Raw genomic sequence first — 22,678 nt, 5'->3', positions numbered from 1 at the left:
CGCCCGTGGGCGTCGGCCGGGATCTCGGGGATCTCGTCGCCGACCGGCGCCTCATGCACAACCGTCATCTCGAACCACTCCAAGGGTGAGGGAACTGTCCGACAGCCAACGTCTGCGTTGCCCCCGGCTGCGAATCACTTCTTCACTTATGACTGTACGAGGGGCCCCGCGCTGGTTTCGGCGTCGATTCTGTACAAGGTCGCGTCCGTTTAGATGTCAGGCCTGTACAGAAACCAGCCCCGACTGGCATATGCGTACGGTGTTCGTTCGATTACCCGGAGCTGTCCGCCGGGTGGCCCCCGGATGATCTGAGCATGAGGAAACCTGCAGGTCAGGATGGGCGCACCCGGGCGCGGAGGGAGCGCCTCCGGAGTCACTTCGGGCAGGCTCCGGCGGGGCGCGAAGCACCGCCCGGAGCGGGTCGGGCGGCCGATCAGTCGTAGGGATACGCCAAAAACGCCGAAGCCCACCCGGATGCTCCCGGGTGGGCTGTCCGAGGGACTTCGTCAGTGCTTGTGACCGTCCCCGGGCTCGTCCTTGCCCCGCAGCTCCTCCTCGCGGCGGCGCAGATCCGCCTCCCACTGCTTGAGCATGTCCTCGTGCTGCTTGTTGTCCTTCTTCAACGAGGCCAGGAACTCCGGGTCGTCGTCCGGTGCGAGCGGCCGGCCGCCGCGCGGGCGCTCGTACTCCGGGTAGCCCGAGGTGCGGCCCGACCCGCCGGTCCGGAGGGCACCGCGCTGCTTGCCGGCCACCAGCCAGGCGATCGAGCCGACCAGCGGGAAGAGCAGCACGATGATCACCCAGATCACCTTGGGCAGGTGCTTCACCTCCTCCTCGGGCGTGGTCAGGCAGTCGATGAACGCCCAGACCCAGAGGGCGAGTGGAAGGACGAAGGTCAGGATCCTCAGCACGGCGGCGATCTCCCCCGGCGACGGCGGTGGTGGCGGGCGTCCCCGGAGCGGCGGCGGCTTCACGGGGGGCCCTTGACCGAGCCAGGCTATCGGGTGGCGGATACTGACTGGCATGGCATACGACGATCTCCGCTCCTTCCTGCGGGCCCTCGACCGGGAGGGCGACCTCAAGCGCATCAAGGCCGAGGTGGACCCCCATCTGGAGATCGGCGAGATCGTCGACCGGGTCCAGAAGGCCAAGGGCCCGGCCCTGCTGTTCGAGAACGTCAAGGGCTCGTCGATGCCGCTGGCGATGAACGTCTTCGGCACCGAGCGCCGGCTCGCCAAGGCCCTCGGCCTCAAGGGTCCGGACGACATCTCCGAGAAGATCGCCGGCCTGCTGAAGCCCGAGCTGCCGCACGGCTTCACCGGCTTCCGGGACGCCTTCGGCAAGCTCGCCTCGATGGCCCACGTGCCGCCGAAGAAGGTGAAGCCGGGTGAGGCCGCCGTCCAGGAGGTCGTGCTCACCGGCGACGACGTCAACCTCGACGACCTGCCCGCCCTCTTCACCTGGCCGCTCGACGGCGGCTCCTTCTTCAACCTGGGCCTGACCCACACCAAGGACCCGGACACCGGCATCCGCAACCTGGGCCTCTACCGCCTCCAGCGGCACGACCGGCGCACCATCGGCATGCACTGGCAGATCCACAAGGACAGCCGCAACCACTACGCGGTCGCCGCCAGGAGGGGGGAGCGGCTGCCCGTCGCGATCGCCTTCGGCTGCCCGCCCGCCGTCACCTACGCCGCCACCGCGCCGCTGCCCGGCGACATCGACGAGTACCTGTTCGCGGGCTTCGTCGCGGGGGAGCGGGTCAAGATGGTCGACTGCAAGACCGTCCCGCTCCAGGTCCCGGCCGACGCCGAGGTCGTGCTGGAGGGCTGGCTGGAGCCCGGCGAGATGCTGCCCGAAGGCCCCTTCGGCGACCACACCGGCTTCTACACGCCGCAGGAGCCGTTCCCGGCACTGAAGATCGACTGCGTCACGATGCGCCGGCGCCCGATCCTGCAGTCCATCGTGGTGGGCCGCCCGCCGACGGAGGACGGCCCGCTGGGCAAGTTCACCGAGCGGTTCTTCCTGCCGCTGCTGAAGATCATCATCCCGGACATCGTCGACTACGACCTGCCCGAGGCCGGCGGCTTCCACAACTGCGTGATCGTCTCGATCGACAAGAAGTACCCCAAGCACGCCCAGAAGACGATGCACGCCATCTGGGGCGCCCACATGATGTCGCTGACCAAGCTGATCATCGTGGTGGACTCCGACTGCGACGTGCACGACTACCAGGAAGTCGCCTGGCGCGCCTTCGGCAACGTCGACTACAGCCGGGACCTCACCGTGGTCGAAGGCCCGGTGGACCACCTCGACCACGCCTCCTACCAGCAGTTCTGGGGCGGCAAGGCAGGCATCGACGCGACCCGCAAGCTGCCCGAGGAGGGGTACACCCGGGACGGTGGCTGGCCCGAGATGGTCTCCTCCGACCCGGCCACGGCCGCGCTGGTGGACCGCCGCTGGAAGGAGTACGGGCTGTGAGCGAGCGCAGCGGGCGCCCCGTCGAAGGGCGCCGGGCGGATGCCCCTGCCGGGCGGAGCGAGGTGGGCGCATGAGCACGGCCGCCGCACTCCCCGACGTCCCGCCCGGCAAGGTCAAGGCCTTCCTACGGCTGGTGATGATCGAGCACTCGGTCTTCGCGCTGCCCTTCGCCTACATCGCCGCGCTGACGGCCATGTTCCTCGCCGACGAGCGGGTGCACTGGGGCGAGCTGTTCATCGTCACCGTCTGCATGGTCGGCCTGCGCACCTTCGCGATGGCCGCCAACCGGATCATCGACCGCGAGATCGACGCCCGGAACCCGCGCACCGCCGGCCGTGAACTGGTCACCGGCGCCGTGTCGGTGAAGACCGCGTACACCGGCTCCGCGATCGCGCTGGTGGTCTTCCTGGGGGCGGCCGCGCTGCTGAACCCGCTCTGCCTGGCGCTCGCGCCCGTCGCCGTCGTGCCGATGGTGGTCTACCCGTACGGCAAGCGGTTCACCGACTTCCCGCAGGCGATCCTGGGCCTCGCCCAGGCGATGGGCCCGGTGGGCGCGTGGCTGGCGGTCACGGGCTCGTGGTCCTGGGACGCGGTGGTGCTGGGCGCGGCCGTGGGCATCTGGATCGGCGGGTTCGACCTGATCTACGCCTGCCAGGACGTCGCCTCGGACCGGGCGGACGGCGTGCGCTCCGTGCCGGCCCGGTTCGGCGTCCCGGCCGCGGTGTGGGGCGCGCGCGTCTGCCACGTGCTGACCACGCTGCTGCTCGGCTGGTACGCCGTGCTGACCGGGGCCGGGGCCGCGTTCTGGATCGGGCTGGCGGTGGTGGCCGGCGCCTTCGTGTACGAGCACACCATCGTGAAGCCGGGCGACCTGTCGCGGCTGAACCGGGCGTTCTTCCAGACGAACGGGTTCGTCGGGATCTCGCTGTTCTTCTTCGCCCTGGTGGACCTGATCGTGCGCGGCCTGGGGATCTGATCCCCTCCTACTTGGCGCCCTCGTCGAGCGTGTGCTTGACGAGGGCGTTCGCGTGCCCGTGCCCGAGACCGTGCTCGGCCTTCAGCCACGCGACCAGCTCCATGTGCTTGGCCAGCGGGGAGGAACGGATCAGCTCCGTCCAGTACGAGATCGGCTGCCCGTACTTCTTCTCGATGGAGGGGAAGTAGCTGGCGGGGCCCTTGGGGGCGTCGGTGCTCATGGTGGTGGGTCTCCTGTCGGTCCGTCATTTCGATCTTGTCGTGGGTGATTGTTACGCAGTCAGCCGGGCTGCGGTAGCGCTCAGCCAGCCGAGCCCGAGCGCGGCGCCGGCGGTGAAGGCCGACACGGTGACGCCGGAGCCGGCGAAGCCGGCGAGCACGCCCACGGGCATCAGGCGGGAGGCGAGCGCCCAGCCGCGCCGGCCGGCGGCCGCGAAGTGGCGGGCCAGGACGAGGAACGCGGCGCAGAGCGCGAGGTAGCCGACCGAGCCGCCGATCATGTGGACGGTGCCGTGGGCGCTCAGCCCGGTCACCCGGCCCTCGGGCGCCCCGACCGGGAACCCGGCCCCGGGGTCGGCCTCGAACGCCGCGCTGAGCAGGAAGCTCGCGCCGAACACCGCGACCAGGCGCGGCGCCCAGGTGCCGCCGGGGGTGTTCCGCAGGGCCTGCCGGAAGCCGACGGCGCCGGCGGTCAGCAGGACGCCGGCGAGCAGGAAGTTCGCGGTCTGGATCCAGCCGGCGTCCCCCAGGGCGAGCTGGCTGATGGCGTTCCGGGAGAAGTCGAAGCCCTCGCGGGTGAGGCCCTGGGCGATGCCGACGGCGAGGAAGAGCGGTCCGGCCGCGGCGCCGGCGAGGAGCAGGGTCCGGGTGGCGGGGGCGGCGAGCGGGGCTGCGGCGAGCGTGTTCGTCATGCGGGTAGGACCGGGGGCGGAGGCGGAACTCATCGGTGCGGCGAGTGTGAGCCCGGTCACACCGTGGCGTGGCGGGCGACGAGGCAGCCGGCCGCCGCACCGTACGGGCCCCGCCGGAGCGGACGACGGTACGCGCGAGCCCCGCCCCGGCGGGCTCGGCGGGCTCGGCGGGCTCGGCGGGGCCGTCGGGAGCGTCCGCGCTAGCGGAGGTGCCTGTCGAGCCGGGCGCCGGTGACCGGGGTGGTCCCGTCGCACCACCTGGTCCGGGCGTCGGTCCCGTCGGCGGCGACCCGCGCGGCGATGGTCCGCGCGCAGTCCAGGGACTCGGTGTGCGTGGTGTCCACCTCCAGGTCGTAGACCACGCCCCGGTGGACGATCGGTGCCTGCTGTGCGGCCATGCCCGGGGCCCGGTCCCCGCGGGCGATCTCCCGGCCCGCGGCCACCACGCTCTCGCACCTGACGCCGACCCACAGCACGTCCAGTCCGTCGAGGACGTCCCGCCAGCGCTCCTGGGACTCCGCTCCGCCGAGGAAGACGTCGTCGACGATGATCCGGGCGCCTGCCCGGGCCATCGCGGCGACCCCCGCCATCCAGGCGGCCTCCAGCTCCCGGAACGTCGACCCGACGGCCACGGCGCCGTCGGCGGCGATCTCGATCCCGAGGTCCGAGGCCTGCATGGAGGCCGGCATCATCTCGATCAGCGAGTCGATCGCCGCGGCGAGCCACGGGTCCGGCAGCACCGCCTGGAGACACCGGACGATGCCGGACTTGCCGGAGCTGGACCCGCCGTTCAGCACGATCACCTGAGTCGTCATCGGATCACCGTAGGGCCGGAGGCCACGGCGTTCCACGCGGTTTTCGCGGGCCCGCCCTGCCGCCCCGCCTCCGGCCGTAGCATCGGCGCATGACCGCCGACGCCTCCGAAACCGCCGACAACGCCGACGCCTCCGAAACTGCTGACAACGCCGCCACCGCCGGCTTCCGTTCGGACCGGATCGGCAGCGCCCTGCGCGGCGGGAACCCCACCGTCCTGCGCCGCCTCGACACCGGGTTCGCCGTGATCGGGGACGTGCAGTTCCTCCCCGGGTACTCGATCCTGCTCACGGACGAACCGGGCGTCGAGCGGCTCTCCGACCTTCCCCGCGCGCGCCGGCTCGGGTACCTCGCGGACATGGACCGGCTCGGTGAGGCGGTCGAACGCGCCTGCCGCGCCGCCGATCCGGCGTTCCGGCGGGTGAACCTGGAGATCCTCGGCAACAGGGACACCTACCTGCACGCCCACGTCTGGCCCCGCTTCGACTGGGAGCCGGAGCACCTGGTGCAGAAGCCGGTCTGGCTCTACCCGGCGGACCGCTGGAGCGACGAGCAGTACGCCCTCGGGCCGCAGCACGACGCGATCCGCGCCGCGGTCGCCGCCGAACTCGACGCCCTGGGCCGGCCGTCCGCGGCGGAGGCCGGGCCGGCGTAGTCCACGGCCGGTCCGCCGGGCCCGGGCCGTCGCGACTCTCAGCGGTCCGGGGTGAGGAGCGGTTTGACGTCCAGGATCGGGGTTCCGGCGAGGGCTTCGAGGTTCCGGACGTGCACGCGCGTGCCGACGACGGCGAGGAGACGGACGGTGTGCAGGCCGATCGGGTTGGGGCGGTCGGGCGCGCGGGTGGCGAAGACGCCGGTGAGAGGGCGGCCGGCATCGCCCCGGGGGCGGACGGTGAGCGTCCGGCGGTCGGCCCGGTCGAGCCAGGTGAGCAGCAGGACGTCGGTGCCCGGGGTCAGGCCCTCCAGGGCCGGGGCGTACCGGTCGTCGAAGACGAGCCAGGCGTCGGGGGCCCCTTCGTCGGGCTGCCGGGGCGCGGTCGCCCGATCGGTCAGCGTCGATTCGACGTGCCCGACCGGGCGCAGGGTGTATGCGGTCACGAGTCCTCGGTCCTTTCCGGGTGGGTGGGGGTGGTCCTGGCCGTGTCCGTCAGCGCGGTTCCCACGGCCAGGCGGTGCGGACCCGGGCGAGTTGCCGTCGCTGGGCGTCGATCCAGCCGTCGGGCAGGCGAACCAGCACGGTGGCCGAGGTGAGCGACGCCGCCGCGTCCCGCACCGTCACCTCGATCGCGTCGAGCGGCCCGTGCGGGGTGCCGTAGGGCCCCTGGGGGGCGATCCGGATCTCCGGGTTGCGGCCGTCGTCCATCCACTCGACCTCCTGGCCCGCGGAAAGGTGGTCGAGGGCCGCCTCCCAGTCGTCCAGGTCCTCCGGCAGCAGGCAGACCTCGGTGAGCCGGCCGTTGGCGAACCCGCTGGTCACCGTGATGTCGGCCTCGAAGCAGCCGTCCCAGAAGGGGCCGTTGACGGTCGTCGGCCCGGTCACGCGGACGACGACGGCGTTCTCGTCGTCGGCGAGGCGGACGAGGTCCACCGGATCGTTGGTGGTCACGATCCGCCTCCTTGGGCGAGGAGTTGACTGTTCGGAACGCCGACTGCCGCGCTGCGTCATGGCCGTGTCGCGGTCCGCGGCACCGGCGGAGGAGCGGTCCCGGTGGTGCGTAACACCGTGGAGTCCGGCGCCAGGAGAACCAGCTTCGGATGCGGATTCAGCGTAGCGCCCGCGTGCGCTGTTCCACCGTGCCGCCGCCGGACGGCCCGTTCCGCGGTCCTTCCCCCGCCGGCCGCCGGGGCCGCGCCGAGGAGCCCGTATTCCCGGGGGCGTGGGCGGCCACCCGATCTCGTGAACTTCCTGGGCGAGTCGCGCAACTCGTGCCTACGCTCGCGGACATGGACATCGTGATCCCGCTCTTCGACCGCTTCGAGCCGCTCGACGCGATCGGCCCGTACGAGATCCTGGGGCATGTGCCGGGCGCCCGGGTCCGCTTCGTCGCGCCCGAACCGGGGCGGGTCACCGACGTGCTCGGCGCGCTGCGGGTCGACGTGGCCGCCCGGTACTCGGAGGTCGAGGCCTGTGACGTGCTGCTCGTCCCGGGCGGCGTGGGGGTACGGCCGCTGACCGGTGACGCGGACTTCCTCGACTGGGTGCGGCGGGTGCACGGGACCACCCGCTTCACCACCTCGGTCTGTACCGGTGCGCTGGTGCTCGGGGCGGTCGGGCTGCTGAAGGGGTGCACCGCCACCACCCACTGGGAGGCGGTCGCCGACCTGGAGGGCTACGGCGCCACCTACATCGCCGAGCGCGTCGTCCGGCACGACCGGATCGTCACGTCGGCCGGCGTCTCCGCCGGGATCGACCTGGCCCTGGGGCTCGCCGCCCTGCTCACCGACGACCTCACGGCCGAGGCCATCCAGCTCTACACCGAGTACGACCCCCAACCGCCCTTCGACAGCGGCTCGGTGGCCAAGGCGTCGCCCGAGGTGGTGGCGCGCGCCCGGGCGCTGGGCTGAACCCGCTCAGCCGGTCGTGCCGCGCCGGTACCTGACGCCCGGGCGTCCGTCGATGACGAGCTCCCCGACGGGGGTGAAGCCGGTACGGCGGAGCACGGCCGTCGACGCCGGGTTGTCGAGGGTGGCGACGGCGGTGAGCGCGGAGAGCCCGTACCGGACCGCCGCCAGCCGGCAGACCTCCAGCACCGCGGCCGTCGCCACGCCCCGGCCGGCGGCCTGTTCGCCGATCCGGTAGCCCAGTTCGGCCTCGCCGCGTTCGGCGTCCACCAGGTTCACCCGGCCCAGCAGGGCGCCGTCGTCGCCCATGACGAGGTGGAAGTGGCAGGCCCCGGCGTCCTGTTCGGCGAGCAGGGCACGGTGCCGGTCGGAGAAGTGCTCGAAGTAGGCGTCCCCGCGGTCCGGAACCGACCTGGCGAAGTAGGCCCGGTTCTGCCGTTCGAACGACAGCAGGGCCTCCGCGTGGTCCGGACGCAGTCGCTCCAGCCGTATCGGGATCATGCCGGCCAGCATAGGCGCCCGGTGGCCGGCCCGGCCGGGGCGGCCGGAAGCCGCCTGCGACCGGCCGGCCCGCTCCGGGGCGGCCGCTATCCGTCGGTCCCTTCCTCGATGTAGTCGGCGTACTCGTCGGCGGAGAGCAGCGCGTCCAGGGCGGCGGGATCGGCCGGAGTGAACTCGACCATCCAGCCGTCGCCGTACGGGTCGTCGTTGACCTGTTCGGGCGAGTCGTCGAGGGTCTCGTTCACGGCGCTGACCGTGCCGGCCAGCGGTGCGTAGACCTCGCTCACCGACTTCACCGACTCGACGCTGCCGAACGGCTGGTTGGTGTCGAACTTGTCGCCCTTCTTCGGCAGTTCCACGAAGACGATGTCCCCGAGCTGTTTCTGGGCGTGGTCCGAGATGCCCACCAGCACCTTGCCGCCCCGGGGCAGCAGCCACTCGTGGTCCTTGGTGTACCTGCGGTCGGTCGGGATGTTCGCCATGGAGGTCTCCGTCGGTTCGTCCGGTCGGTCTGACGCCGTGTCAGCCGCGAGGGGGAGCCTGCCGCAGAAGTCCGCCTTCGGCCGGGATGGTCACCCGGACGTGTGAGCCCCGTGGCCGTCACGGCCGTCCCTACACTGGGCACCGTCGGACAGGGAAACAGGAGAGTCGAGTGGGTACTGCCAGGATCGCCGTCGTCACCTGCCGCGCCTACGCGGACCTCGACCCGGACCTCCCGCTGCTCGTCGACGCGCTGCGGGCGGCCGGCCTGGCGGCCGAGCCGGTGGCCTGGGACGCCGAGGCGCCGGGGTGGGAGCGGTTCGACCTGGCGGTCGTCCGGTCGGCCTGGGACTACTCGGAGCGGCTGGGCGAGTTCCTGGCCTGGGCCGACACGACGGCCCGCGCGACCCGGCTGTGGAACCCGGCCCCGGTGGTGCGCTGGAACAGCGACAAGCGCTACCTGCTGGAACTCGCCGGGCGCGGGATCCCGGTCGCGCCGACGCGGATCCTCGAACCCGGCGGCCCTTTCGAGCAGGGGGACCTCGACCACCCGGACGGCGTGGTGGTCAAGCCCGCGGTCTCCGCGGGTGCCCGGGACACCGCGCGCTACCTGCCCGGCCGGGCCGCGGACGCCGCCCGCCACGCCCGGATGCTGCTGGACCAGGGGCGCGCCGTCGTCGTCCAGCCGTACCTGCCGCTGGTCGCGGAGGGCGAGCGGGCGCTGGTCTTCGTCGACGGCGACTTCAGCCACGCGATCCGCAAGGGGCCGGTGCTGACCGAGCCCGGCGTGATCGACAACCTCCGGACGCCGCACCCGGACCTCGTCGCCCATCAGCCGACCGGGGCCGAGCTCCGGACCGCCCGGGCGGCCCTGGCGGCGGCGCCGTCCGCCGAAGGACTGCTCTACGCCCGGGTGGACCTGGCGCTGGACGGCGCCAGGGAGCCCGTGGTGATGGAGCTGGAGCTCATCGAGCCGAACCTGTTCCTCGGGTACGACCCGCAGGGCCCGGAGCGCCTCGTCGCGGCCGTGGCGGCCCGGGCGGCGACCGGCCGCTGAGCCCCGGTCACCGGCGGGCCGCCGGACGGCCGGGCGGTCCCGAGGCGTCCCGCGGGTGGCTCCGCCGCCCTCAGCCGAGGCGCGGCGCCTCCGGGTGGTAGACCCGCTGCCGCTCGACCGGCGCGTCGCGGAAGTCGCCGCTGCCGTTGACCACTTCGCCCACCCCGAGCCGGATGCCCAGGGCCCGGCCGAAGCCCTTGAGGACGGCGCCGCGGCCGTCCGGGTCCGGGTAGGTGTACGGGTGTCCGGCGGCCAGGGTGACGGAGCGGGCGGAGACCTGCCCGAGCACCTGGGCGCCGGAGCCGATCCGGCTGGTGCCGGTCACCTCGGCGCCGCCGGTGAGCCGGGTCCCGTCGCCGATGTCGATGGTGTCGGTGCCGGCCGCCCTGATCCGGGCGCCGCCCTCGCCGATCTCCGACCTGGCGCCGATCACGATGGTCCCGCCGCCGGTGGCGGTGATCAGGGTGCCGCCGTGCAGGACGTTCCCCCGCCTGACCAGGCAGCCGCTCCGCTCGTCGCACTCGATGACCACGCCGGGGTAGAGCACGTTCTCCGGGTGCAGCCGGACCCGCCGCGAGACGATGACCGAGAACGGGTCGAGGACGACGACGCCCTGGTCGGCGAGGTCCATCAGCTCCGCGGGGGTGAGCAGCCCGCGCTCCCGGCGCAGCCGCGCCACCCGCTCCTCCAGCGATCCTGCTCCCGTGATCATCCGATCATGCTCCCGGTCACGCGAAGGTGCTGTAAAGCCGGAGCCCGACGGGTGAGAATGGCCGCCAATCCACAATCCCGGGAGGATCACCGTGATCGGCAGCCTTCAGTGCATCGTCCTCGACTGCCCGGAGCCGGCCGTGCTGGCCCGCTTCTACGAGGCCCTGCTCGGCGGGGAGGTGGACCGGCCCGACCCGCGGTGGGGGCTCGGCGAGGCGTGGTCCACCCTGCACACCGACGGCGGCCTGGTCCTCTGCTTCCAGCGCGTCGCCGACCACCGGCCGCCGCAGTGGCCCGACCCGGCGCACCCGCAGCAGATGCACCTGGACATCGAGGTGGAGGACCTCGACGGCGCCGAGCACGAGGTCCTCGCGCTCGGCGCCACCCGACTGCCCTCCGACGCCGCCGGCTGGCGGGTCTACGCCGACCCGGCCGGCCACCCGTTCTGCCTGCTCAGGGCCCGCTGACCGGCGGGCCTGGTCAAGTCGCCCGAGGGAAAGGCGATCTGACGGAGGGAGGTCGGCGGGGGATCCCGCCCGCCGGCCCGGGTCGAAGTGGCCGCCGACGGGCCCGGCGGCCTTCCGGCGGGGTATGGGCCCGCGCACGCTCAGTCCAGTGACAGGGCGTCACCGACGTTCAGGCGCCCGGGAGTCGCGATCTCGGCGAGGGCGTCGAGGCGGTTGTCGTGTGCCTGGGCGAGGGCCTTGAGGATCTCGGGTGCGTGCGGGAGGCCGGGCTGGGCGGCGGTGGTCATCGCGCACCGCTCGCTGGACCGGGCGAAGGCCAGCCGGGCGCCGCCGCGGGCGCTGCCGCGGGCCTCCCGCCCGAACCAGGTGTCCTCGACGAACGGCGGGGTGCCGGGCGGGGTGCGCAGCAGGATGTTGGGGCGGAACCGGCGCACGTCCACGACGGCGGACGGCGCGGCCTCGCGCACCCAGTCCAGGCTGGCGGTGGTGAGCACGCTGACCGGGAGCTGGTCGAAGTGGGAGACGGCGTCCTCGCGGGCGAGCGCGACGTCCGGGCGCTGGAGGTAGGCGCGCAGGAAGGCGGTGGGGTCGGCCACCGGCCGGCCGAGCGGGTCGAACAGCTCGGGGGCGTCGAGCCGGTGGCCGAGCCGGGAGGAGAGGCGGAGCAGGCCGTCCATCCGGCGGAAGCGCCGGGTGTTCTTGCCGGAGCCGAACCTGCCCGCGCCGTCGCGTACGGCGTAGAGACGGTCGCCGGCCAGGCCGCGCTCGTCCACGTCGACGGAGTCGAGCCGCTCGCCGCCGGTGGACTTCACGGGGTAGCGCCAGAGCTGCTCGATCACTCCGATGATCTCTGCCATGGCGGGAAATCGTAGCGGCGCCCGGCGGGGATGGTCTAGACCAAGTGTCAGCGAGGGGCGGGCCGTCCGGCCCCGCTCACCCCAGCCGGGCGACCGCCCGCACCGGCGCGCCGTCCGCCGCGGCCAGCCGCAGCGGGAACAGCGACACCTCCACCGGCCGCCCGGCCTCCTGGGCCGCGATCAGCGCCCGCAGGTCGGTCAGGTTCTCGGCGATGACGCCGCCACCGGGCGCACCGAGCAGCACCCGGTGCGCGGCCAGGGTGGGCTCCGCGGCGGTCGGCTGGTCGTGTTCGTCGGTCAGGTCGGCCAGCAGCGCGGCCACCGCCGGGTCGCCCGGGCCCGGATCGGGGGTGGGGTCGACGCTGAGCGCGTCCACGCCGACCGTCCGCACCCCGGCCGCGACGATCGCCTCGGCCGCCCCGGTGGTCAGGCCGGGGTGGGCGAAGTACGCGTCGGTGCCCCAGTGCCGGGCCCAGCCGGTCGCCAGCAGCAGGACGGTGCCCTCCGAGACCCGCTCCAGCGCCGGGGCGAGCAGCTCCGGCGTCACCTCCGCACGCGGCTCCAGCCCGCGCAGGTCGGCGACGACCGCCGGCCCGGCGAACCGCTCCAGCGGCAGTCCGTCCAGGGTGGGCCAGGTGACGTCCACGTGGTACGGCGCGTCCACATGGGTGCCGGACTGCGAGCCGAGGTGCAGGGCCAGCACGTTCACCCCGGCGGTGGCGGTGGTGAGGGCGGGCTCCAGGACGACGGCCGGGTCGCCGGGGTAGACCGGCATCGCGGTGGTCACCTGATGGGTGAGGTCGACGAGGGTCGCTGCCATGGCGCCCATCCTCCCAGGGGTGACGGCGGATGGGGCCGTCGCGGGGGCCTCCGTATAGAAAGGGGGTCATGGGAACAGACAAGCGTCAGCCGTGGGTGGTCGGGGTCTCGGGCGCGTCCGGTACGCCGTACGCCGCCTCCGTGATCCGGGCGCTGCTCGCCGCCGGGGAGCCGGTGGACCTGATCGTCAGCCGGGCCGCGCGGCTCACCATCCTCGACGAGACCGGCATCTCCTTCCGCGACGGGCACTGGCGCACCGACCTCGCCGCCTGGCTCGGCATGCCGGAAGGGGACCTCGACGACGTCCGCTACTGGCCGGCCGGCGACTTCGCGGCCGGCCCGTCCAGCGGTTCCTACCCGGCCAGGGGCATGCTCGTGGTGCCGGCGACCACCGGGGCGGTGGCCGGGATCGCGCTGGGCCTGAGCAAGGACCTGCTCCAGCGGGTCGCCAGCGTCACCCTCAAGGAGCGCCGCCCGCTCGTGGTCTGCGTCCGCGAGGCGCCGCTCAACGGGGTGACGCTGAAGCACCTGGTGGAGCTGGACGCGCAGGGCGCCGTCGTGCTCCCCGCTTCGCCCGGTTTCTACGCCGGCGGCTCCACCGTCCGTGAGCTGGTCGACTTCGTGGCCGGACGGGTCCTGGACGCGGTCGGCGTACCGCACGCGCTGTACCGCCGCTGGGAGGGCGAGTTGGGCGCGGCCGCGCGCCACACCGCGCAGCCGGAGTGAGGGGGAGTGGGGAGCCCCCGGGCGGGAGAGTATGTTCTCTGCGATACCCGGGTTGTTCCGCGCATGGCGCCTTTGAATCCGGATAATGATCTGTGGGTCTGGTGAGGTTCGGAAGGACGCGGACGGTATATGGACACGGTGGACAGACAGCTCATCCAGGCGCTGCGGGAGAACGGCCGTGCGTCCTACGCCGAGTTGGGCCGGCTGGTGGGCCTCTCCGGGCCCAGCGTCACGGACCGGATCAACCGCCTGGAGCAGGCCGGCGTCATCACCGGTTACCGGGCGACGGTCAACCCGGCCTCGCTCGGCTTCGGGGTCACGGCGCTGATCGGTCTTCAGCTGACCGACGCGGCCGACCACGAGGACGTGGCGCACCGGCTGAAGGACCTCGGCGAGGTCGAGGACTGCTGGTTCATCGCCGGTGACGACTCGTACATGCTCAAGGTCCGGGTCTCCGACGTGGAGGGGCTGGAATCGGTGGTCAAGCGGATCTCCGGGACGAAAGGCGTGGCCCGAACCCGCACGACCGTCGTACTCTCCACGAAGTGGGAGAACCGGGTGAGCGAACTCCCTCTGGCCGAAGGGGAGTAACACGATGGCACTGGTCGGTCTGGAGGAGCTGCGCGCGGCCCGGCAGCGGATCGCCGGCGTGGCGGTACGGACCCCGTTGGTCCCCGCCCCCTGGGCGGCCGACGGCGAGCGCCGGCTCTGGCTCAAGCCGGAGAACCTCCAGCCGACCGGGGCCTTCAAGACGCGCGGCGCCTACAACCGGCTCGCCGCGCTCACCGCGCAGGAGCGCGCCCGGGGCGTGGTCGCCCAGTCCAGCGGCAACCACGCGCAGGCCGTGGCGTACGCGGCCGGGCTGCTCGGCATCAAGGCCGTGATCGTGATGCCGGACACCTCCCCGGCGGTCAAGGTCGACGCCACCCGCGCGTTCGGCGCCGAGGTGGTCCTGGTCGAGCCGCAGGAGCGCGACACGCTGCCGGCCGAGCTGGCCGAGCGGCACGGCTACGTCTGGGTGCCGCCGTACGACGACCCGTTCATCATCGCGGGCCAGGGCACGGTGGGCCTGGAGATCGCCGAGGACGCCCCCGCGGGGCTGGACACCGTCCTGGTGCCGGTCAGCGGCGGCGGGCTGATCTCCGGGACGGCGGCCGCGCTCAAGCTCACCCGCCCGGGCGTACGGGTGGTCGGCGTCGAGCCCGAGCTGGCCGCCGACGCGCAGGCCAGTCTGCGGGCCGGCGAGCGGCTCTCCTGGCCGGTCGCCGACACCTACCGGACCATCGCGGACGGGCTGCGCACCCCCTCGGTCGGCGAGCTGCCCTTCGAGCACCTCACCGCCTACGTGGACGACATCGTCACCGTCACCGAGGACGAGATCCGCGCCACCGTGGCCCTGCTGGCCCGCCGCGGCCGGCTGGTCGCCGAGCCCTCGGGAGCGGTCGCCCCGGCCGCCTACTTCCACCGCGCCGCGGAGACCGGCGGCCAGGTGGTGGCCGCCGTGGTGAGCGGCGGCAACATCGAACCGACGCTGCTCGCGGAGCTGCTCGCCCGCTGACGCGCCCCGGGGGGCGGGCCGAGGCCAGCCCGGTGGGGGGCATAGGCGTACGCTCGTTCCGGCAACGATTCGAAGTCGGAGGAGGCGGGGCACCGCATGGACGCAGGGCTCAAGCGCGAGCTGGAGGCGAAGGTCTACGCGGGTGAGCGGCTGACCCGCGAGGACGGGATCGCGCTCTACGAGAGCGACGACCTGGCCTGGCTGGGCGGCCTGGCCCACCACGTGCGGACGCAGAAGAACGGCGACGTCGTCCACTTCAACGTGAACCGCCACCTCAACATGACCAACGTGTGCAACGCGTCCTGCGCCTACTGCTCGTTCCAGCGCAAGCCGGGCGAGAAGGACGCGTACACGATGCGCATCGAGGAGGCCGTCCGCCTCGCCAAGGCGATGGAGGTGGACTCCCTCACCGAGCTGCACATCGTCAACGGCCTGCACCCCACCCTGCCGTGGCGCTACTACCCGCGCTCGCTGCGGGAGCTGAAGGCGGCGCTGCCGAACGTCTCGCTGAAGGCGTTCACGGCCACCGAGATCCACTGGTTCGAGAAGATCAGCGGCCTGCCGGCCGACGAGATCCTGGACGAGCTGATCGACGCCGGCCTGGAGTCGCTGACCGGCGGCGGCGCCGAGATCTTCGACTGGGAGGTCCGCCAGCACATCGTCGACCACGACACCCACTGGGAGGACTGGTCGCGGATCCACCGCCTGGCGCACTCCAAGGGCCTCAAGACGCCGTCGACGATGCTCTACGGCCACATCGAGGAGCCGCGCCACCGCGTCGACCACGTGCTCCGGCTGCGCGAGCTCCAGGACGAGACCGGCGGCTTCCAGGTCTTCATCCCGCTGCGCTACCAGCACGACTTCCACGACTCCAAGGACGGCGTCGTGCGCAACAAGCTGATGGCCCGCACGGAGATGGCCACCGGCGCGGAGGCGCTGAAGACCTTCGCGGTCTCCCGGCTGCTCTTCGACAACGTCCCGCACGTCAAGGTCTTCTGGGTGATGCACGGCGTCACCACCGCGCAGCTGGCGCTCAGCCACGGCGCGGACGACATGGACGGCTCGGTGGTCGAGTACAAGATCACCCACGACGCGGACAACTTCGGCACCCCGAACAAGCTCGGCCGGGACGACCTGCTGGGCCTGATCCGGGACGCCGGCTTCCGCCCGGTGGAGCGCAACACCCGCTACGAGGTCATCCGCGAGTACGACGGCCCGGACCTGACGCGCCGGGAGACCCCGCAGGCGATGCGCCTCTGACCCGCCGCCGACCAGCGGCTTTCCCCGCCTCCCGGGCCGCCCGCCACGGCCCGGGAAGCGGTCCCCTCCGCCCGGTGCGGAGGAGTCTTCACCGGCCCCGCACAGGCCTCGGGTTTCCCAACGGGCCGTAGGTTTGGCAGGATCGGCCGCATGTCCGGTTCCCATCGCGCCACCACGTACCCGCCGTACGAGCCGGTGCACGACCCGGCGTACCAGCAGGGGTACGAGGTGCCGCAGCAGTCCTACGGGGTCTACGAGCAGCCGTCGTACCCGGATCACGGCACGCCGCAGCCCTACGGGACGGACGGGATCCAGCCGTCCTACGCGTACGGGGACCAGGAGTCCTACGCGTACGGGAACCAGGCGTACGAGCAGCAGGTCCAGCCCGGCCAGGTGTACGGCGAGCGCCAGGCCTACGGGGACGGCCGGGCCTACGACGAGGGCCGGGTCTACGAGGGCTACGGCACCCACGGCGGCTACGACGCCCATGACGCCTACGACCAGCCCTTCCAGTCGTACCCCGCCGAGCCGGTGCAGGAGTACTACCAGGAGCCCGCGCCGGTCCCGGCCCCCGCGCCCGCCCCGGACCCCGGGTTCGCCCCCGGGCCGGTGGTCGCGGCCTCGACCGCGGCGCCCGCGGAGCCGGCCCCGGTCGGCGGTAGGGCGGCCGCCCGCCGCGACCGCCGCAAGCCCAAGAAGAAGCGCACCACCGGCAAGGCCGTGACCGCCGGCACCGCGCTGCTGCTCGCGGCCGCCGCCGGCTGGTACACCGTGGGCCAGGACTCCGCCAAGCCCGGCCTGACCACCGCCGACGGCCCCGGTCCGGAGGGCGTCTCCAGTCCGGACCAGCCGTCCCCGCCCGCCGGTGCGGTCGCCCCCGCCGCCGCCCAGGCCGTCGGCGACCGCCAGACCGAGGCGCCCGCCGCGGCCCGCGGCGAGGCCCGCCCGGACGGTTCGGTGGCCGCGATACCGGGTCTCGGTGCCGCCTTCACGGCCCGGATACCCGCCGAGACCACCCAGGTGGTGCTCGCCTCCGGCCAGGACAAGAACGCCAACAAGAACAACGTCACGCTCTGGACCCGCACCCCCGAGGGCCGCTGGCTGGCCGGCGAGACCTGGCAGGGCCACAACGGCAACAACGGCTGGACCACCGACCACAACGAGGGCGACCTGCGCAGTCCGATAGGCGTCTTCTCGCTCACCGACGCCGGCGGCCGCAAGGCCGACCCGGGCGGCAAGCTCCCGTACGACAAGGACCCGAGCTTCGTGGTCTCCGGGACGGGCTTCTTCGGTGACCAGCTGGCGGGCTCCTTCGACTACGTGATCGCGATCAACTACAACCGCGTCCCCGGCAACTCGCCGCTCGACACGCGCCGTCCCATGGGGTCGAAGAAGGGCGGCGGCATATGGATCCACGTCGACCACGACGGCCCCACCCACGGCTGCGTCTCCATCCCCGAGGACAAGATGGCCCAGCTGATCCGCACCCTCGATCCGGCCGCCCACCCGGTCATCGTGATGGGCGACGCGGCCTCGCTCGCCGCCTGATCGTCGTGTCCGCCGTGGTGGTGGGCCCAGGCGCCGCAACGGCCCTTGTCGGTCTCCTACAGCTTCCGGACGCGGATCCTGTAGCCGGTCACGCCCCGCAGACCAGCGGGTAACCGGGTTGAGTGGCTGTATGAGCGGTTCGCGCATTGTGGCACTCGGCCACTACCAGCCCCCGAAGGTCCTCACCAACGACGACCTGGCGGTGCTGGTCGACACCGACGACGAGTGGATCCGCAGTCGGGTGGGGATCCGGACCCGCCACATCGCCGAGGGCGAGACCCTGGTGGACCTCGCCACCGAGGCCGCCCAGAAGGCGCTGGCACGGAGCGGCCGGACGGCGGCCGACATCGACCTGGTCGTGGTCGCCACCTGCACCGCGATCGAGCGCAGCCCCAACACGGCCGCGGCCGTCGCCGCGCGCCTCGGTGTGAAGGCGCCCGCCGCCTACGACATCAACACGGTCTGCTCCGGCTTCTCGTACGCGCTGGCCACCGCGGACCACGCGATCCGGGCCGGTGCGGCCCGGACCGCCCTGGTGATCGGCGCCGAGCGGATGTCGGACACCCTCGACTGGACCGACCGGACCACCTGTGTGATCTTCGGCGACGGCGCCGGCGCCGCGGTGGTGGAGGCCCAGGAGGACGGCGCCGAGCCGGGCATCGGACCGGTGGTCTGGGGTTCGGAGCCGGAGAAGAGCGACGCCGTGGTGATCACCGGCTGGGATCCGGTGATCAGCCAGCAGGGCCAGTCGGTGTTCCGCTGGGCCACCACCCAGATCGCGCCGCTCGCCCGCCAGGCCTGCGAGAAGGCCGGGATCGACCCGTCGGAGCTCAAGGGCTTCGTGCCGCACCAGGCCAACCTGCGGATCATCGACGCGATCGCACGCAAGCTGGGCGCCCCCGATGCGGTGGTCGCCCGGGACGTCGTGGAGTCCGGCAACACCTCGGCCGCGTCCATCCCGCTGGCCTTCTCCAAGCTGGTCGAGCGCGGCGAGCTGTCGCCGGGCGACCCGGTGCTGCTGTTCGGCTTCGGCGGTGGCCTGGCGTACGCCGGGCAGGTCGTCCGCTGCCCCTGAGCGACCTGAGCGACCTGAGCGACCTGAGCGGCCTGCGGGGCCCTGAGCGGGCCCTCGGTCCCGGCCGGGCCCCCGAGGCCCCGAGCGGGCCCTCAGTGGCTCCTGGGCCGGTCCTGGCGGCCGCCTGAGCGCCGCCCGGCGCCCGGGCGGCCCGGAAAACACGATGCCGGTGGGCGGGCACCCTTGCGGGGGTGCCCGCCCACCGGCATGTCTGGCGCGCTACGGACCGCCGGCGGACCTCCCCCGAGGACACGGCCGCCGTCCGTCGTTCCCCGGACAGGAGGCCGGGGTGCGCGCGGAGCGGATGGGTGGGTTGGCGGATCGGTCTACTTGGGCGGCTTCTTGCCGGTGACACCCAGGTACACCAGGGGAGCGAGGTTGGGCTTCAGGTCCTTGACCTTGACGCCCCAGGAGGTGAAGGCCTTCTGGTGCTCGGCCGCCGAGGCGAGCAGCGAGACCAGAGAGCCGGCGACGGCGGCCGGGTCGAGCGACTTGTCGGCCTGGCCCTTCGCCTGTAGTTCCTTGACGGCTTCCGTGAGCGGCTTGGCGACCGCGTTGAGGACCGTCATGCGGATCTTGAAGAACCGCTTGTCCCCTTCGGCGGCACCGAGCGTGACCACTCGGAGAATGGCGTCGTTCTTGCGCCAGAAGGCGAGGAATCCGTCGACCAGTTCTTCCGAAGTGGTCGTGCCGGACTTCCCTGCCCAGGACTTTCCGGCCACCAGCTCTTTGAGGCTGTCGGAGTCCTTGGCCATTTCCTCGGCGATTTCGAGGACAGCGCCCTCGACATCCGGGAAGTACTGATAGAAGGTCGCGGGGGAGGTACCCGCCATACGGGCGACGTCGATGACCTTGACGTCCCGATAGGGCGACGTGCTGAGCATCTCGCGGAGGCAGTCGAGCAGCTTCTGCCGCGTCTCCTGTCCGCGTCGCCCGGCGACGCGACCGTCGACGGTGCGAACTTGTCCTGTCATGCCGTCAGCTTACCGTGGCTCGATCTTGGCGCGATTCGGTGATGTGACAATTACTCCGCCCGGGGGTTTGGTATAGGGGTGTGAACCAGTACGGACGGATATTCACCGTGTTCCGGTCAAGCCCCCCCGTGTGCTTTTGACCTCACAGCGTGACGCCCCCTCCGCTGAGGGGTTATCGGGTGACAGAGCGTGACGAAGGCGGGCGGGGTTCGGGCCGGGGTGCGGAGGGGGCCGGGAGAGGTCGCGCGCAAGCGGCCGCCGGAGCTGACGTCAGAATCCGGCCGTTCCTGCGGCACTGGCCGGACGGTGACCGCCGCCCGCCCCCGGCGGGGCTCTGGGCGGGGGAGGTTGGAGATGGGCAGGGCGGCATTGGAGAATCGGGTCCGGCACCCCGCGGCGGGTGCGGAAAACGGGGAGGTGGCAGCGGAGTGGACCAGCTGACGGCGCACGATCCGAGGCGGATCGGGCCCTTCGAGGTGCTGGGGCGGCTCGGGGCGGGCGGGATGGGCCTGGTCTACCTGGCGCGCTCCGCCTCCGGCCGGCGAGTGGCCATCAAGACCGTCCGGGGGGAGCTGGCCGAGGACGAGCTGTTCCGGGTCCGCTTCGCCCGGGAGATCGCGGCCGCCAAGACGGTCGGCGGGTTCTACACCGCGGCCGTGGTGGACGCGGACGCCGACGCCAGGGTCCCCTGGCTGGCCACCGCGTACGTCCCGGCGCCGTCCCTGGAGGACCTGGTCACCGAGTGCGGGCCGCTGCCGGCGGGGGCGGTGCGCTGGCTGGTGGCGGGCATCGCCGAGGCGCTGCAGTCGATCCACGCCGCCGGGCTGGTGCACCGTGACCTCAAGCCCTCCAACGTGCTGGTGGTCGAGGACGGCCCGCGGGTGATCGACTTCGGCATCGCCGCCGGGGTCTCCAGCACCCGGCTCACGATGACCAACGTCGCGGTCGGCACCCCGGCGTACATGTCGCCCGAGCAGGCCCGCGACAGCCGCAGCGTCTCCGGCGCCAGCGACGTCTTCTCGCTCGGCTCGCTGCTGGTCTTCTGCGCCACCGGCCACCCGCCGTACCGGGGCGCCAACCCGGTCGAGACGGTGTTCCAGCTGCTGCGCGACCAGCCCGACCTCTCCGGCCTCCCGGCCGAGCTGGTGGACCTGGTCCGCGCCTGCATGCGGCCGTCCCCCGAGCACCGGCCGACCCCGGCACAGATCCAGGCCGAGTTGGCCCCGCACCTCTTCTCCCGGGACGACGCGTCCGGCGAGGCGGGGGACTGGCTGCCGCCCAACGCGCTGGAGTTGATCGAGCGCAAGCGCGGCCGCCGTCAGCCCCTGCCGGCTCCGGCGCCGGTCGCCCCCGCGCCGGTCACCCCTGCACCGGTCGCCCCCGCGCCCCCGCAGCCGGTGGCGCAGCAGCAGCAGCCGGTGCCGCTGCAGCGTCCCGTCCGGGACGACCCGCGCACCCGGCACCCGGTCGGCCACCACGCCCCGCACACCGGGCCGGTGCACGCCAACCCGGCGCTCCCGGGTCCGGACACCGAGGCCGCCACCGAGAAGCTCGCCGCCCCGCGCCGCCACCGCGCCCCCGTCGCCGGGGAGAGCGGCTCCGAGGTGCGGCTGCCGGGCGCCTCGGTGCGGATAGGCCCGGGCCCGCGGGCCGAGCAGGCCGGGCCGGGCACCGCGCCCGCCGAGACCGACTGGGTCCGCCGGGCCACCCCGCCGCCGGTGCGGGCCGCCCGCTGGCGCCCCTGGCGGTTCCGGATGTCCAACGACGTCTGGGGCACCCCGGTGGTCGCCGACGGCACCCTGTTCGTCTCCAGCTTCGAGGTGCACGCCCTCGACATCGCCTCGGGCCAGCGCCGCTACAAGACCCGGGACGTCGCCTGGGCGCTCGCCGTCGACGCCGGCCGGGTGCACGCCGCCGACGGCCCGCACCTCTACACGGTGGACGTCGCGGACGGCACCGAGCGCTGGCGCAGCTCGCTGGACGGCTGGGTCTACTCGCTGGACGCCGCCGACGGCGTGCTCTGCTGCGGCGTCCGGGGCGGCGGGGTGCAGCTGCGCTCGGCGGCCGGCGGCGCGGAGCTGTGGCGCGCCGACGACGCCCAGCAGGACTACGAGAACCCGCAGTCCGGCCCGTCCCTGGTCGGCGGCGCCGCCTACTACTACGGCGGCGGGCGGCTGCGCTGCGTCGACCCGCGCGGTGCGGGCCTGCGCTGGTCGTTCCCGGTCGGCGAGGACGTGCCGTCCCGCCCGGTCGAGCGCGCCGGAGTGCTGTACGTGACGGCCGGTACCCGGGTGTACGCGCTGGACGCCGCGAGCGGCGCGGAGCGCTGGCGCTTCGACGCGCCCGTGGTGCTCTTCACCCCGCCCGCGCTGGACGCGGACGCGGTGTACGTCGTCGACTACCTCGGCAACGTGTACGCGCTGGACGCGGCCACCGGCCGGGACCGCTGGCGCGGCGTCACCGGCAGCCGGCAGGGGGCCGAGCCGGTGGTGGTCAGCGACGGCATGGTGCTGGTCGGCAGCGGCGAGGTGCTGTACGCCTTCGAGTCGGCCGGCGGCCGGGAGCGCTGGCGGTACACCGCGCGCGGCGAGATCGTCGGCTCCCCGGCCGTCGCGGACGGCCTGGTCCACCTGGGCAGCCGGGACCAGTCGCTGCACACCCTGGACCTGGCGAGCGGTCAGCTGCGCTGGGAGCTCGGCACCAAGGGCGAGCTCACCGGCTCGCCGGTGGCGGTCGGCGGGAAGGTCTTCGTCGGCAGCAAGGACCGCTGCGTCTACGCGCTGGACGCCTACTACGGCACGGCGGTGCCCTCGCACTGACGGCGGTGCCCTCGCGCCGGCGGGGGTGCGGCCGCCGCGGGGCGGCAGGACGGGAGTGCGGCAGGGGCGGGGCCGACCGACGGC

The 22,678-nt window shown here is 73.2% G+C and carries 25 protein-coding genes; 13 read left to right on the top strand and 12 right to left on the bottom strand.

The window, feature by feature from the left end:
* Positions 1 to 506: 506 nt before the first annotated feature.
* Positions 507 to 911 (bottom strand): PLD nuclease N-terminal domain-containing protein, encoded by a 405-nt coding sequence (locus tag ACFC1F_RS32880; protein ID WP_209417470.1) that lies wholly within the window; start codon positions 909 to 911, stop codon positions 507 to 509.
* Between the two features lie 112 nt (positions 912 to 1,023).
* Between ACFC1F_RS32880 and ACFC1F_RS32875 the strand changes: the two genes are divergently transcribed.
* Together ACFC1F_RS32875 and mqnP are read left to right on the top strand one after the other, a co-directional pair.
* Positions 1,024 to 2,481 (top strand): menaquinone biosynthesis decarboxylase, encoded by a 1,458-nt coding sequence (locus tag ACFC1F_RS32875; protein ID WP_148644282.1) that lies wholly within the window; start codon positions 1,024 to 1,026, stop codon positions 2,479 to 2,481.
* Positions 2,482 to 2,551: 70 nt separating this feature from the next.
* A complete protein-coding gene (gene mqnP / locus ACFC1F_RS32870) occupies positions 2,552 to 3,457 on the top strand; it encodes a menaquinone biosynthesis prenyltransferase MqnP (RefSeq protein ID WP_209417471.1) in 906 nt (301 codons plus the stop codon).
* A gap of 7 nt (positions 3,458 to 3,464) precedes the next feature.
* On the opposite strand, the gene ACFC1F_RS32865 is transcribed toward mqnP, so the two are convergent.
* From ACFC1F_RS32865 to cpt, 3 genes are all read right to left on the bottom strand, one after another.
* Positions 3,465 to 3,677, bottom strand: coding sequence for a DUF4287 domain-containing protein (locus ACFC1F_RS32865; RefSeq protein WP_376163840.1), 213 nt, complete (start codon positions 3,675 to 3,677; stop codon positions 3,465 to 3,467).
* Positions 3,678 to 3,728: 51 nt separating this feature from the next.
* A complete protein-coding gene (locus tag ACFC1F_RS32860) occupies positions 3,729 to 4,367 on the bottom strand; it encodes a DUF998 domain-containing protein (protein ID WP_376163838.1) in 639 nt (212 codons plus the stop codon).
* Positions 4,368 to 4,567: 200 nt separating this feature from the next.
* The gene (cpt, locus tag ACFC1F_RS32855) at positions 4,568 to 5,182 is read right to left on the bottom strand and encodes a chloramphenicol phosphotransferase CPT (RefSeq protein WP_376163836.1); all 615 of its coding nucleotides are present in this window, start codon (positions 5,180 to 5,182) and stop codon (positions 4,568 to 4,570) included.
* 89 nt (positions 5,183 to 5,271) lie between these two features.
* Here cpt and ACFC1F_RS32850 point away from each other — a divergent pair, with 89 nt between their 5' ends.
* Positions 5,272 to 5,835: a diadenosine tetraphosphate hydrolase gene (locus ACFC1F_RS32850; RefSeq protein ID WP_376163834.1), complete on the top strand. Its 564-nt coding sequence runs from the start codon at positions 5,272 to 5,274 to the stop codon at positions 5,833 to 5,835.
* A 38-nt stretch (positions 5,836 to 5,873) separates the two neighbouring features.
* Here ACFC1F_RS32850 and tsaA read toward each other — a convergent pair whose 3' ends face one another.
* Positions 5,874 to 6,278, bottom strand: coding sequence for a tRNA (N6-threonylcarbamoyladenosine(37)-N6)-methyltransferase TrmO (gene tsaA / locus ACFC1F_RS32845; protein WP_376163832.1), 405 nt, complete (start codon positions 6,276 to 6,278; stop codon positions 5,874 to 5,876).
* A 49-nt stretch (positions 6,279 to 6,327) separates the two neighbouring features.
* On the bottom strand, positions 6,328 to 6,786 hold the full coding sequence (locus ACFC1F_RS32840) for a DUF5959 family protein (protein ID WP_376163830.1): 459 nt from the start codon (positions 6,784 to 6,786) through the stop codon (positions 6,328 to 6,330).
* Positions 6,787 to 7,124: 338 nt separating this feature from the next.
* Here ACFC1F_RS32840 and ACFC1F_RS32835 point away from each other — a divergent pair, with 338 nt between their 5' ends.
* Positions 7,125 to 7,745: a DJ-1/PfpI family protein gene (locus ACFC1F_RS32835; RefSeq protein WP_376163828.1), complete on the top strand. Its 621-nt coding sequence runs from the start codon at positions 7,125 to 7,127 to the stop codon at positions 7,743 to 7,745.
* Positions 7,746 to 7,751: 6 nt separating this feature from the next.
* Here ACFC1F_RS32835 and ACFC1F_RS32830 read toward each other — a convergent pair whose 3' ends face one another.
* The gene (locus ACFC1F_RS32830) at positions 7,752 to 8,243 is read right to left on the bottom strand and encodes a GNAT family N-acetyltransferase (protein WP_376163826.1); all 492 of its coding nucleotides are present in this window, start codon (positions 8,241 to 8,243) and stop codon (positions 7,752 to 7,754) included.
* An 86-nt stretch (positions 8,244 to 8,329) separates the two neighbouring features.
* The gene (gene gcvH, locus ACFC1F_RS32825; protein WP_209417479.1) at positions 8,330 to 8,725 is read right to left on the bottom strand and encodes a glycine cleavage system protein GcvH; all 396 of its coding nucleotides are present in this window, start codon (positions 8,723 to 8,725) and stop codon (positions 8,330 to 8,332) included.
* Positions 8,726 to 8,895: 170 nt separating this feature from the next.
* Here gcvH and ACFC1F_RS32820 point away from each other — a divergent pair, with 170 nt between their 5' ends.
* On the top strand, positions 8,896 to 9,780 hold the full coding sequence (locus ACFC1F_RS32820; RefSeq protein WP_376163824.1) for a RimK family alpha-L-glutamate ligase: 885 nt from the start codon (positions 8,896 to 8,898) through the stop codon (positions 9,778 to 9,780).
* Between the two features lie 70 nt (positions 9,781 to 9,850).
* Here ACFC1F_RS32820 and ACFC1F_RS32815 read toward each other — a convergent pair whose 3' ends face one another.
* Positions 9,851 to 10,492 (bottom strand): hypothetical protein, encoded by a 642-nt coding sequence (locus ACFC1F_RS32815; RefSeq protein ID WP_376163822.1) that lies wholly within the window; start codon positions 10,490 to 10,492, stop codon positions 9,851 to 9,853.
* Positions 10,493 to 10,583: 91 nt separating this feature from the next.
* Between ACFC1F_RS32815 and ACFC1F_RS32810 the strand changes: the two genes are divergently transcribed.
* Positions 10,584 to 10,958 (top strand): VOC family protein, encoded by a 375-nt coding sequence (locus tag ACFC1F_RS32810; RefSeq protein WP_376163821.1) that lies wholly within the window; start codon positions 10,584 to 10,586, stop codon positions 10,956 to 10,958.
* A 140-nt stretch (positions 10,959 to 11,098) separates the two neighbouring features.
* On the opposite strand, the gene ACFC1F_RS32805 is transcribed toward ACFC1F_RS32810, so the two are convergent.
* Together ACFC1F_RS32805 and ACFC1F_RS32800 are read right to left on the bottom strand one after the other, a co-directional pair.
* Positions 11,099 to 11,815 (bottom strand): MOSC domain-containing protein, encoded by a 717-nt coding sequence (locus ACFC1F_RS32805; RefSeq protein ID WP_376163819.1) that lies wholly within the window; start codon positions 11,813 to 11,815, stop codon positions 11,099 to 11,101.
* Between the two features lie 76 nt (positions 11,816 to 11,891).
* Complete coding sequence (locus ACFC1F_RS32800; protein ID WP_376163817.1) at positions 11,892 to 12,635, bottom strand: cyclase family protein; 744 nt, start codon at positions 12,633 to 12,635, stop codon at positions 11,892 to 11,894.
* 68 nt (positions 12,636 to 12,703) lie between these two features.
* Here ACFC1F_RS32800 and ACFC1F_RS32795 point away from each other — a divergent pair, with 68 nt between their 5' ends.
* The 6 genes from ACFC1F_RS32795 (at position 12,704) to ACFC1F_RS32770 (ending at position 18,801) form a co-directional block, all read left to right on the top strand.
* The gene (locus ACFC1F_RS32795) at positions 12,704 to 13,360 is read left to right on the top strand and encodes a UbiX family flavin prenyltransferase (protein WP_376163815.1); all 657 of its coding nucleotides are present in this window, start codon (positions 12,704 to 12,706) and stop codon (positions 13,358 to 13,360) included.
* Positions 13,361 to 13,489: 129 nt separating this feature from the next.
* A complete protein-coding gene (locus ACFC1F_RS32790; protein ID WP_209417486.1) occupies positions 13,490 to 13,951 on the top strand; it encodes an Lrp/AsnC family transcriptional regulator in 462 nt (153 codons plus the stop codon).
* Positions 13,952 to 13,955: 4 nt separating this feature from the next.
* Positions 13,956 to 14,918 carry a threonine/serine dehydratase gene (locus tag ACFC1F_RS32785; protein WP_376163813.1) on the top strand — a complete coding sequence of 321 codons (963 nt, stop codon included), beginning with the start codon at positions 13,956 to 13,958 and terminating at the stop codon, positions 14,916 to 14,918.
* Between the two features lie 96 nt (positions 14,919 to 15,014).
* Positions 15,015 to 16,178, top strand: a complete 1,164-nt coding sequence (mqnE, locus tag ACFC1F_RS32780; RefSeq protein WP_209417488.1) for an aminofutalosine synthase MqnE — start codon at positions 15,015 to 15,017, stop codon at positions 16,176 to 16,178.
* 150 nt (positions 16,179 to 16,328) lie between these two features.
* Positions 16,329 to 17,726: a L,D-transpeptidase family protein gene (locus ACFC1F_RS32775; protein ID WP_376163811.1), complete on the top strand. Its 1,398-nt coding sequence runs from the start codon at positions 16,329 to 16,331 to the stop codon at positions 17,724 to 17,726.
* Positions 17,727 to 17,856: 130 nt separating this feature from the next.
* Entirely contained in the window at positions 17,857 to 18,801 is a 945-nt protein-coding gene (locus tag ACFC1F_RS32770) for a beta-ketoacyl-ACP synthase III (RefSeq protein WP_209417490.1), read from the top strand.
* 326 nt (positions 18,802 to 19,127) lie between these two features.
* Here the strand turns inward: ACFC1F_RS32770 and ACFC1F_RS32765 are convergent, their stop codons facing one another.
* Positions 19,128 to 19,775, bottom strand: coding sequence for a TetR family transcriptional regulator (locus ACFC1F_RS32765; RefSeq protein WP_376163809.1), 648 nt, complete (start codon positions 19,773 to 19,775; stop codon positions 19,128 to 19,130).
* Positions 19,776 to 20,203: 428 nt separating this feature from the next.
* On the opposite strand from ACFC1F_RS32765, the gene ACFC1F_RS32760 reads away from it, so the two are divergent.
* A complete protein-coding gene (locus ACFC1F_RS32760) occupies positions 20,204 to 22,594 on the top strand; it encodes a PQQ-binding-like beta-propeller repeat protein (protein ID WP_376163807.1) in 2,391 nt (796 codons plus the stop codon).
* Positions 22,595 to 22,678: the final 84 nt, after the last annotated feature.

This window comes from Kitasatospora sp. NPDC056181 (assembly GCF_042266225.1).
Classification (GTDB): Bacteria; Actinomycetota; Actinomycetes; order Streptomycetales; family Streptomycetaceae; genus Kitasatospora.
This window is presented reverse-complemented; position numbering and strand designations above follow the sequence as displayed.

Bases quoted from the DNA above. Each gene is read 5' to 3' on its own strand.
- ACFC1F_RS32800 (WP_376163817.1), bottom strand. From the start codon at position 12,635: ATGGCAGCGACCCTCGTCGACCTCACCCATCAGGTGACCACCGCGATG.
- ACFC1F_RS32775 (WP_376163811.1), top strand. From the start codon at position 16,329: ATGTCCGGTTCCCATCGCGCCACCACGTACCCGCCGTACGAGCCGGTG.
- ACFC1F_RS32765 (WP_376163809.1), bottom strand. From the start codon at position 19,775: ATGACAGGACAAGTTCGCACCGTCGACGGTCGCGTCGCCGGGCGACGC.
- ACFC1F_RS32835 (WP_376163828.1), top strand. From the start codon at position 7,125: ATGGACATCGTGATCCCGCTCTTCGACCGCTTCGAGCCGCTCGACGCG.
- mqnE (WP_209417488.1), top strand. From the start codon at position 15,015: ATGGACGCAGGGCTCAAGCGCGAGCTGGAGGCGAAGGTCTACGCGGGT.
- ACFC1F_RS32815 (WP_376163822.1), bottom strand. From the start codon at position 10,492: ATGATCACGGGAGCAGGATCGCTGGAGGAGCGGGTGGCGCGGCTGCGC.
- ACFC1F_RS32830 (WP_376163826.1), bottom strand. From the start codon at position 8,243: ATGATCCCGATACGGCTGGAGCGACTGCGTCCGGACCACGCGGAGGCC.
- ACFC1F_RS32875 (WP_148644282.1), top strand. From the start codon at position 1,024: ATGGCATACGACGATCTCCGCTCCTTCCTGCGGGCCCTCGACCGGGAG.
- ACFC1F_RS32795 (WP_376163815.1), top strand. From the start codon at position 12,704: ATGGGAACAGACAAGCGTCAGCCGTGGGTGGTCGGGGTCTCGGGCGCG.
- mqnP (WP_209417471.1), top strand. From the start codon at position 2,552: ATGAGCACGGCCGCCGCACTCCCCGACGTCCCGCCCGGCAAGGTCAAG.
- ACFC1F_RS32865 (WP_376163840.1), bottom strand. From the start codon at position 3,677: ATGAGCACCGACGCCCCCAAGGGCCCCGCCAGCTACTTCCCCTCCATC.
- cpt (WP_376163836.1), bottom strand. From the start codon at position 5,182: ATGACGACTCAGGTGATCGTGCTGAACGGCGGGTCCAGCTCCGGCAAG.
- gcvH (WP_209417479.1), bottom strand. From the start codon at position 8,725: ATGGCGAACATCCCGACCGACCGCAGGTACACCAAGGACCACGAGTGG.
- ACFC1F_RS32770 (WP_209417490.1), top strand. From the start codon at position 17,857: ATGAGCGGTTCGCGCATTGTGGCACTCGGCCACTACCAGCCCCCGAAG.
- ACFC1F_RS32860 (WP_376163838.1), bottom strand. From the start codon at position 4,367: ATGACGAACACGCTCGCCGCAGCCCCGCTCGCCGCCCCCGCCACCCGG.
- ACFC1F_RS32790 (WP_209417486.1), top strand. From the start codon at position 13,490: ATGGACACGGTGGACAGACAGCTCATCCAGGCGCTGCGGGAGAACGGC.
- ACFC1F_RS32850 (WP_376163834.1), top strand. From the start codon at position 5,272: ATGACCGCCGACGCCTCCGAAACCGCCGACAACGCCGACGCCTCCGAA.
- ACFC1F_RS32805 (WP_376163819.1), bottom strand. From the start codon at position 11,815: ATGGCAGAGATCATCGGAGTGATCGAGCAGCTCTGGCGCTACCCCGTG.
- ACFC1F_RS32785 (WP_376163813.1), top strand. From the start codon at position 13,956: ATGGCACTGGTCGGTCTGGAGGAGCTGCGCGCGGCCCGGCAGCGGATC.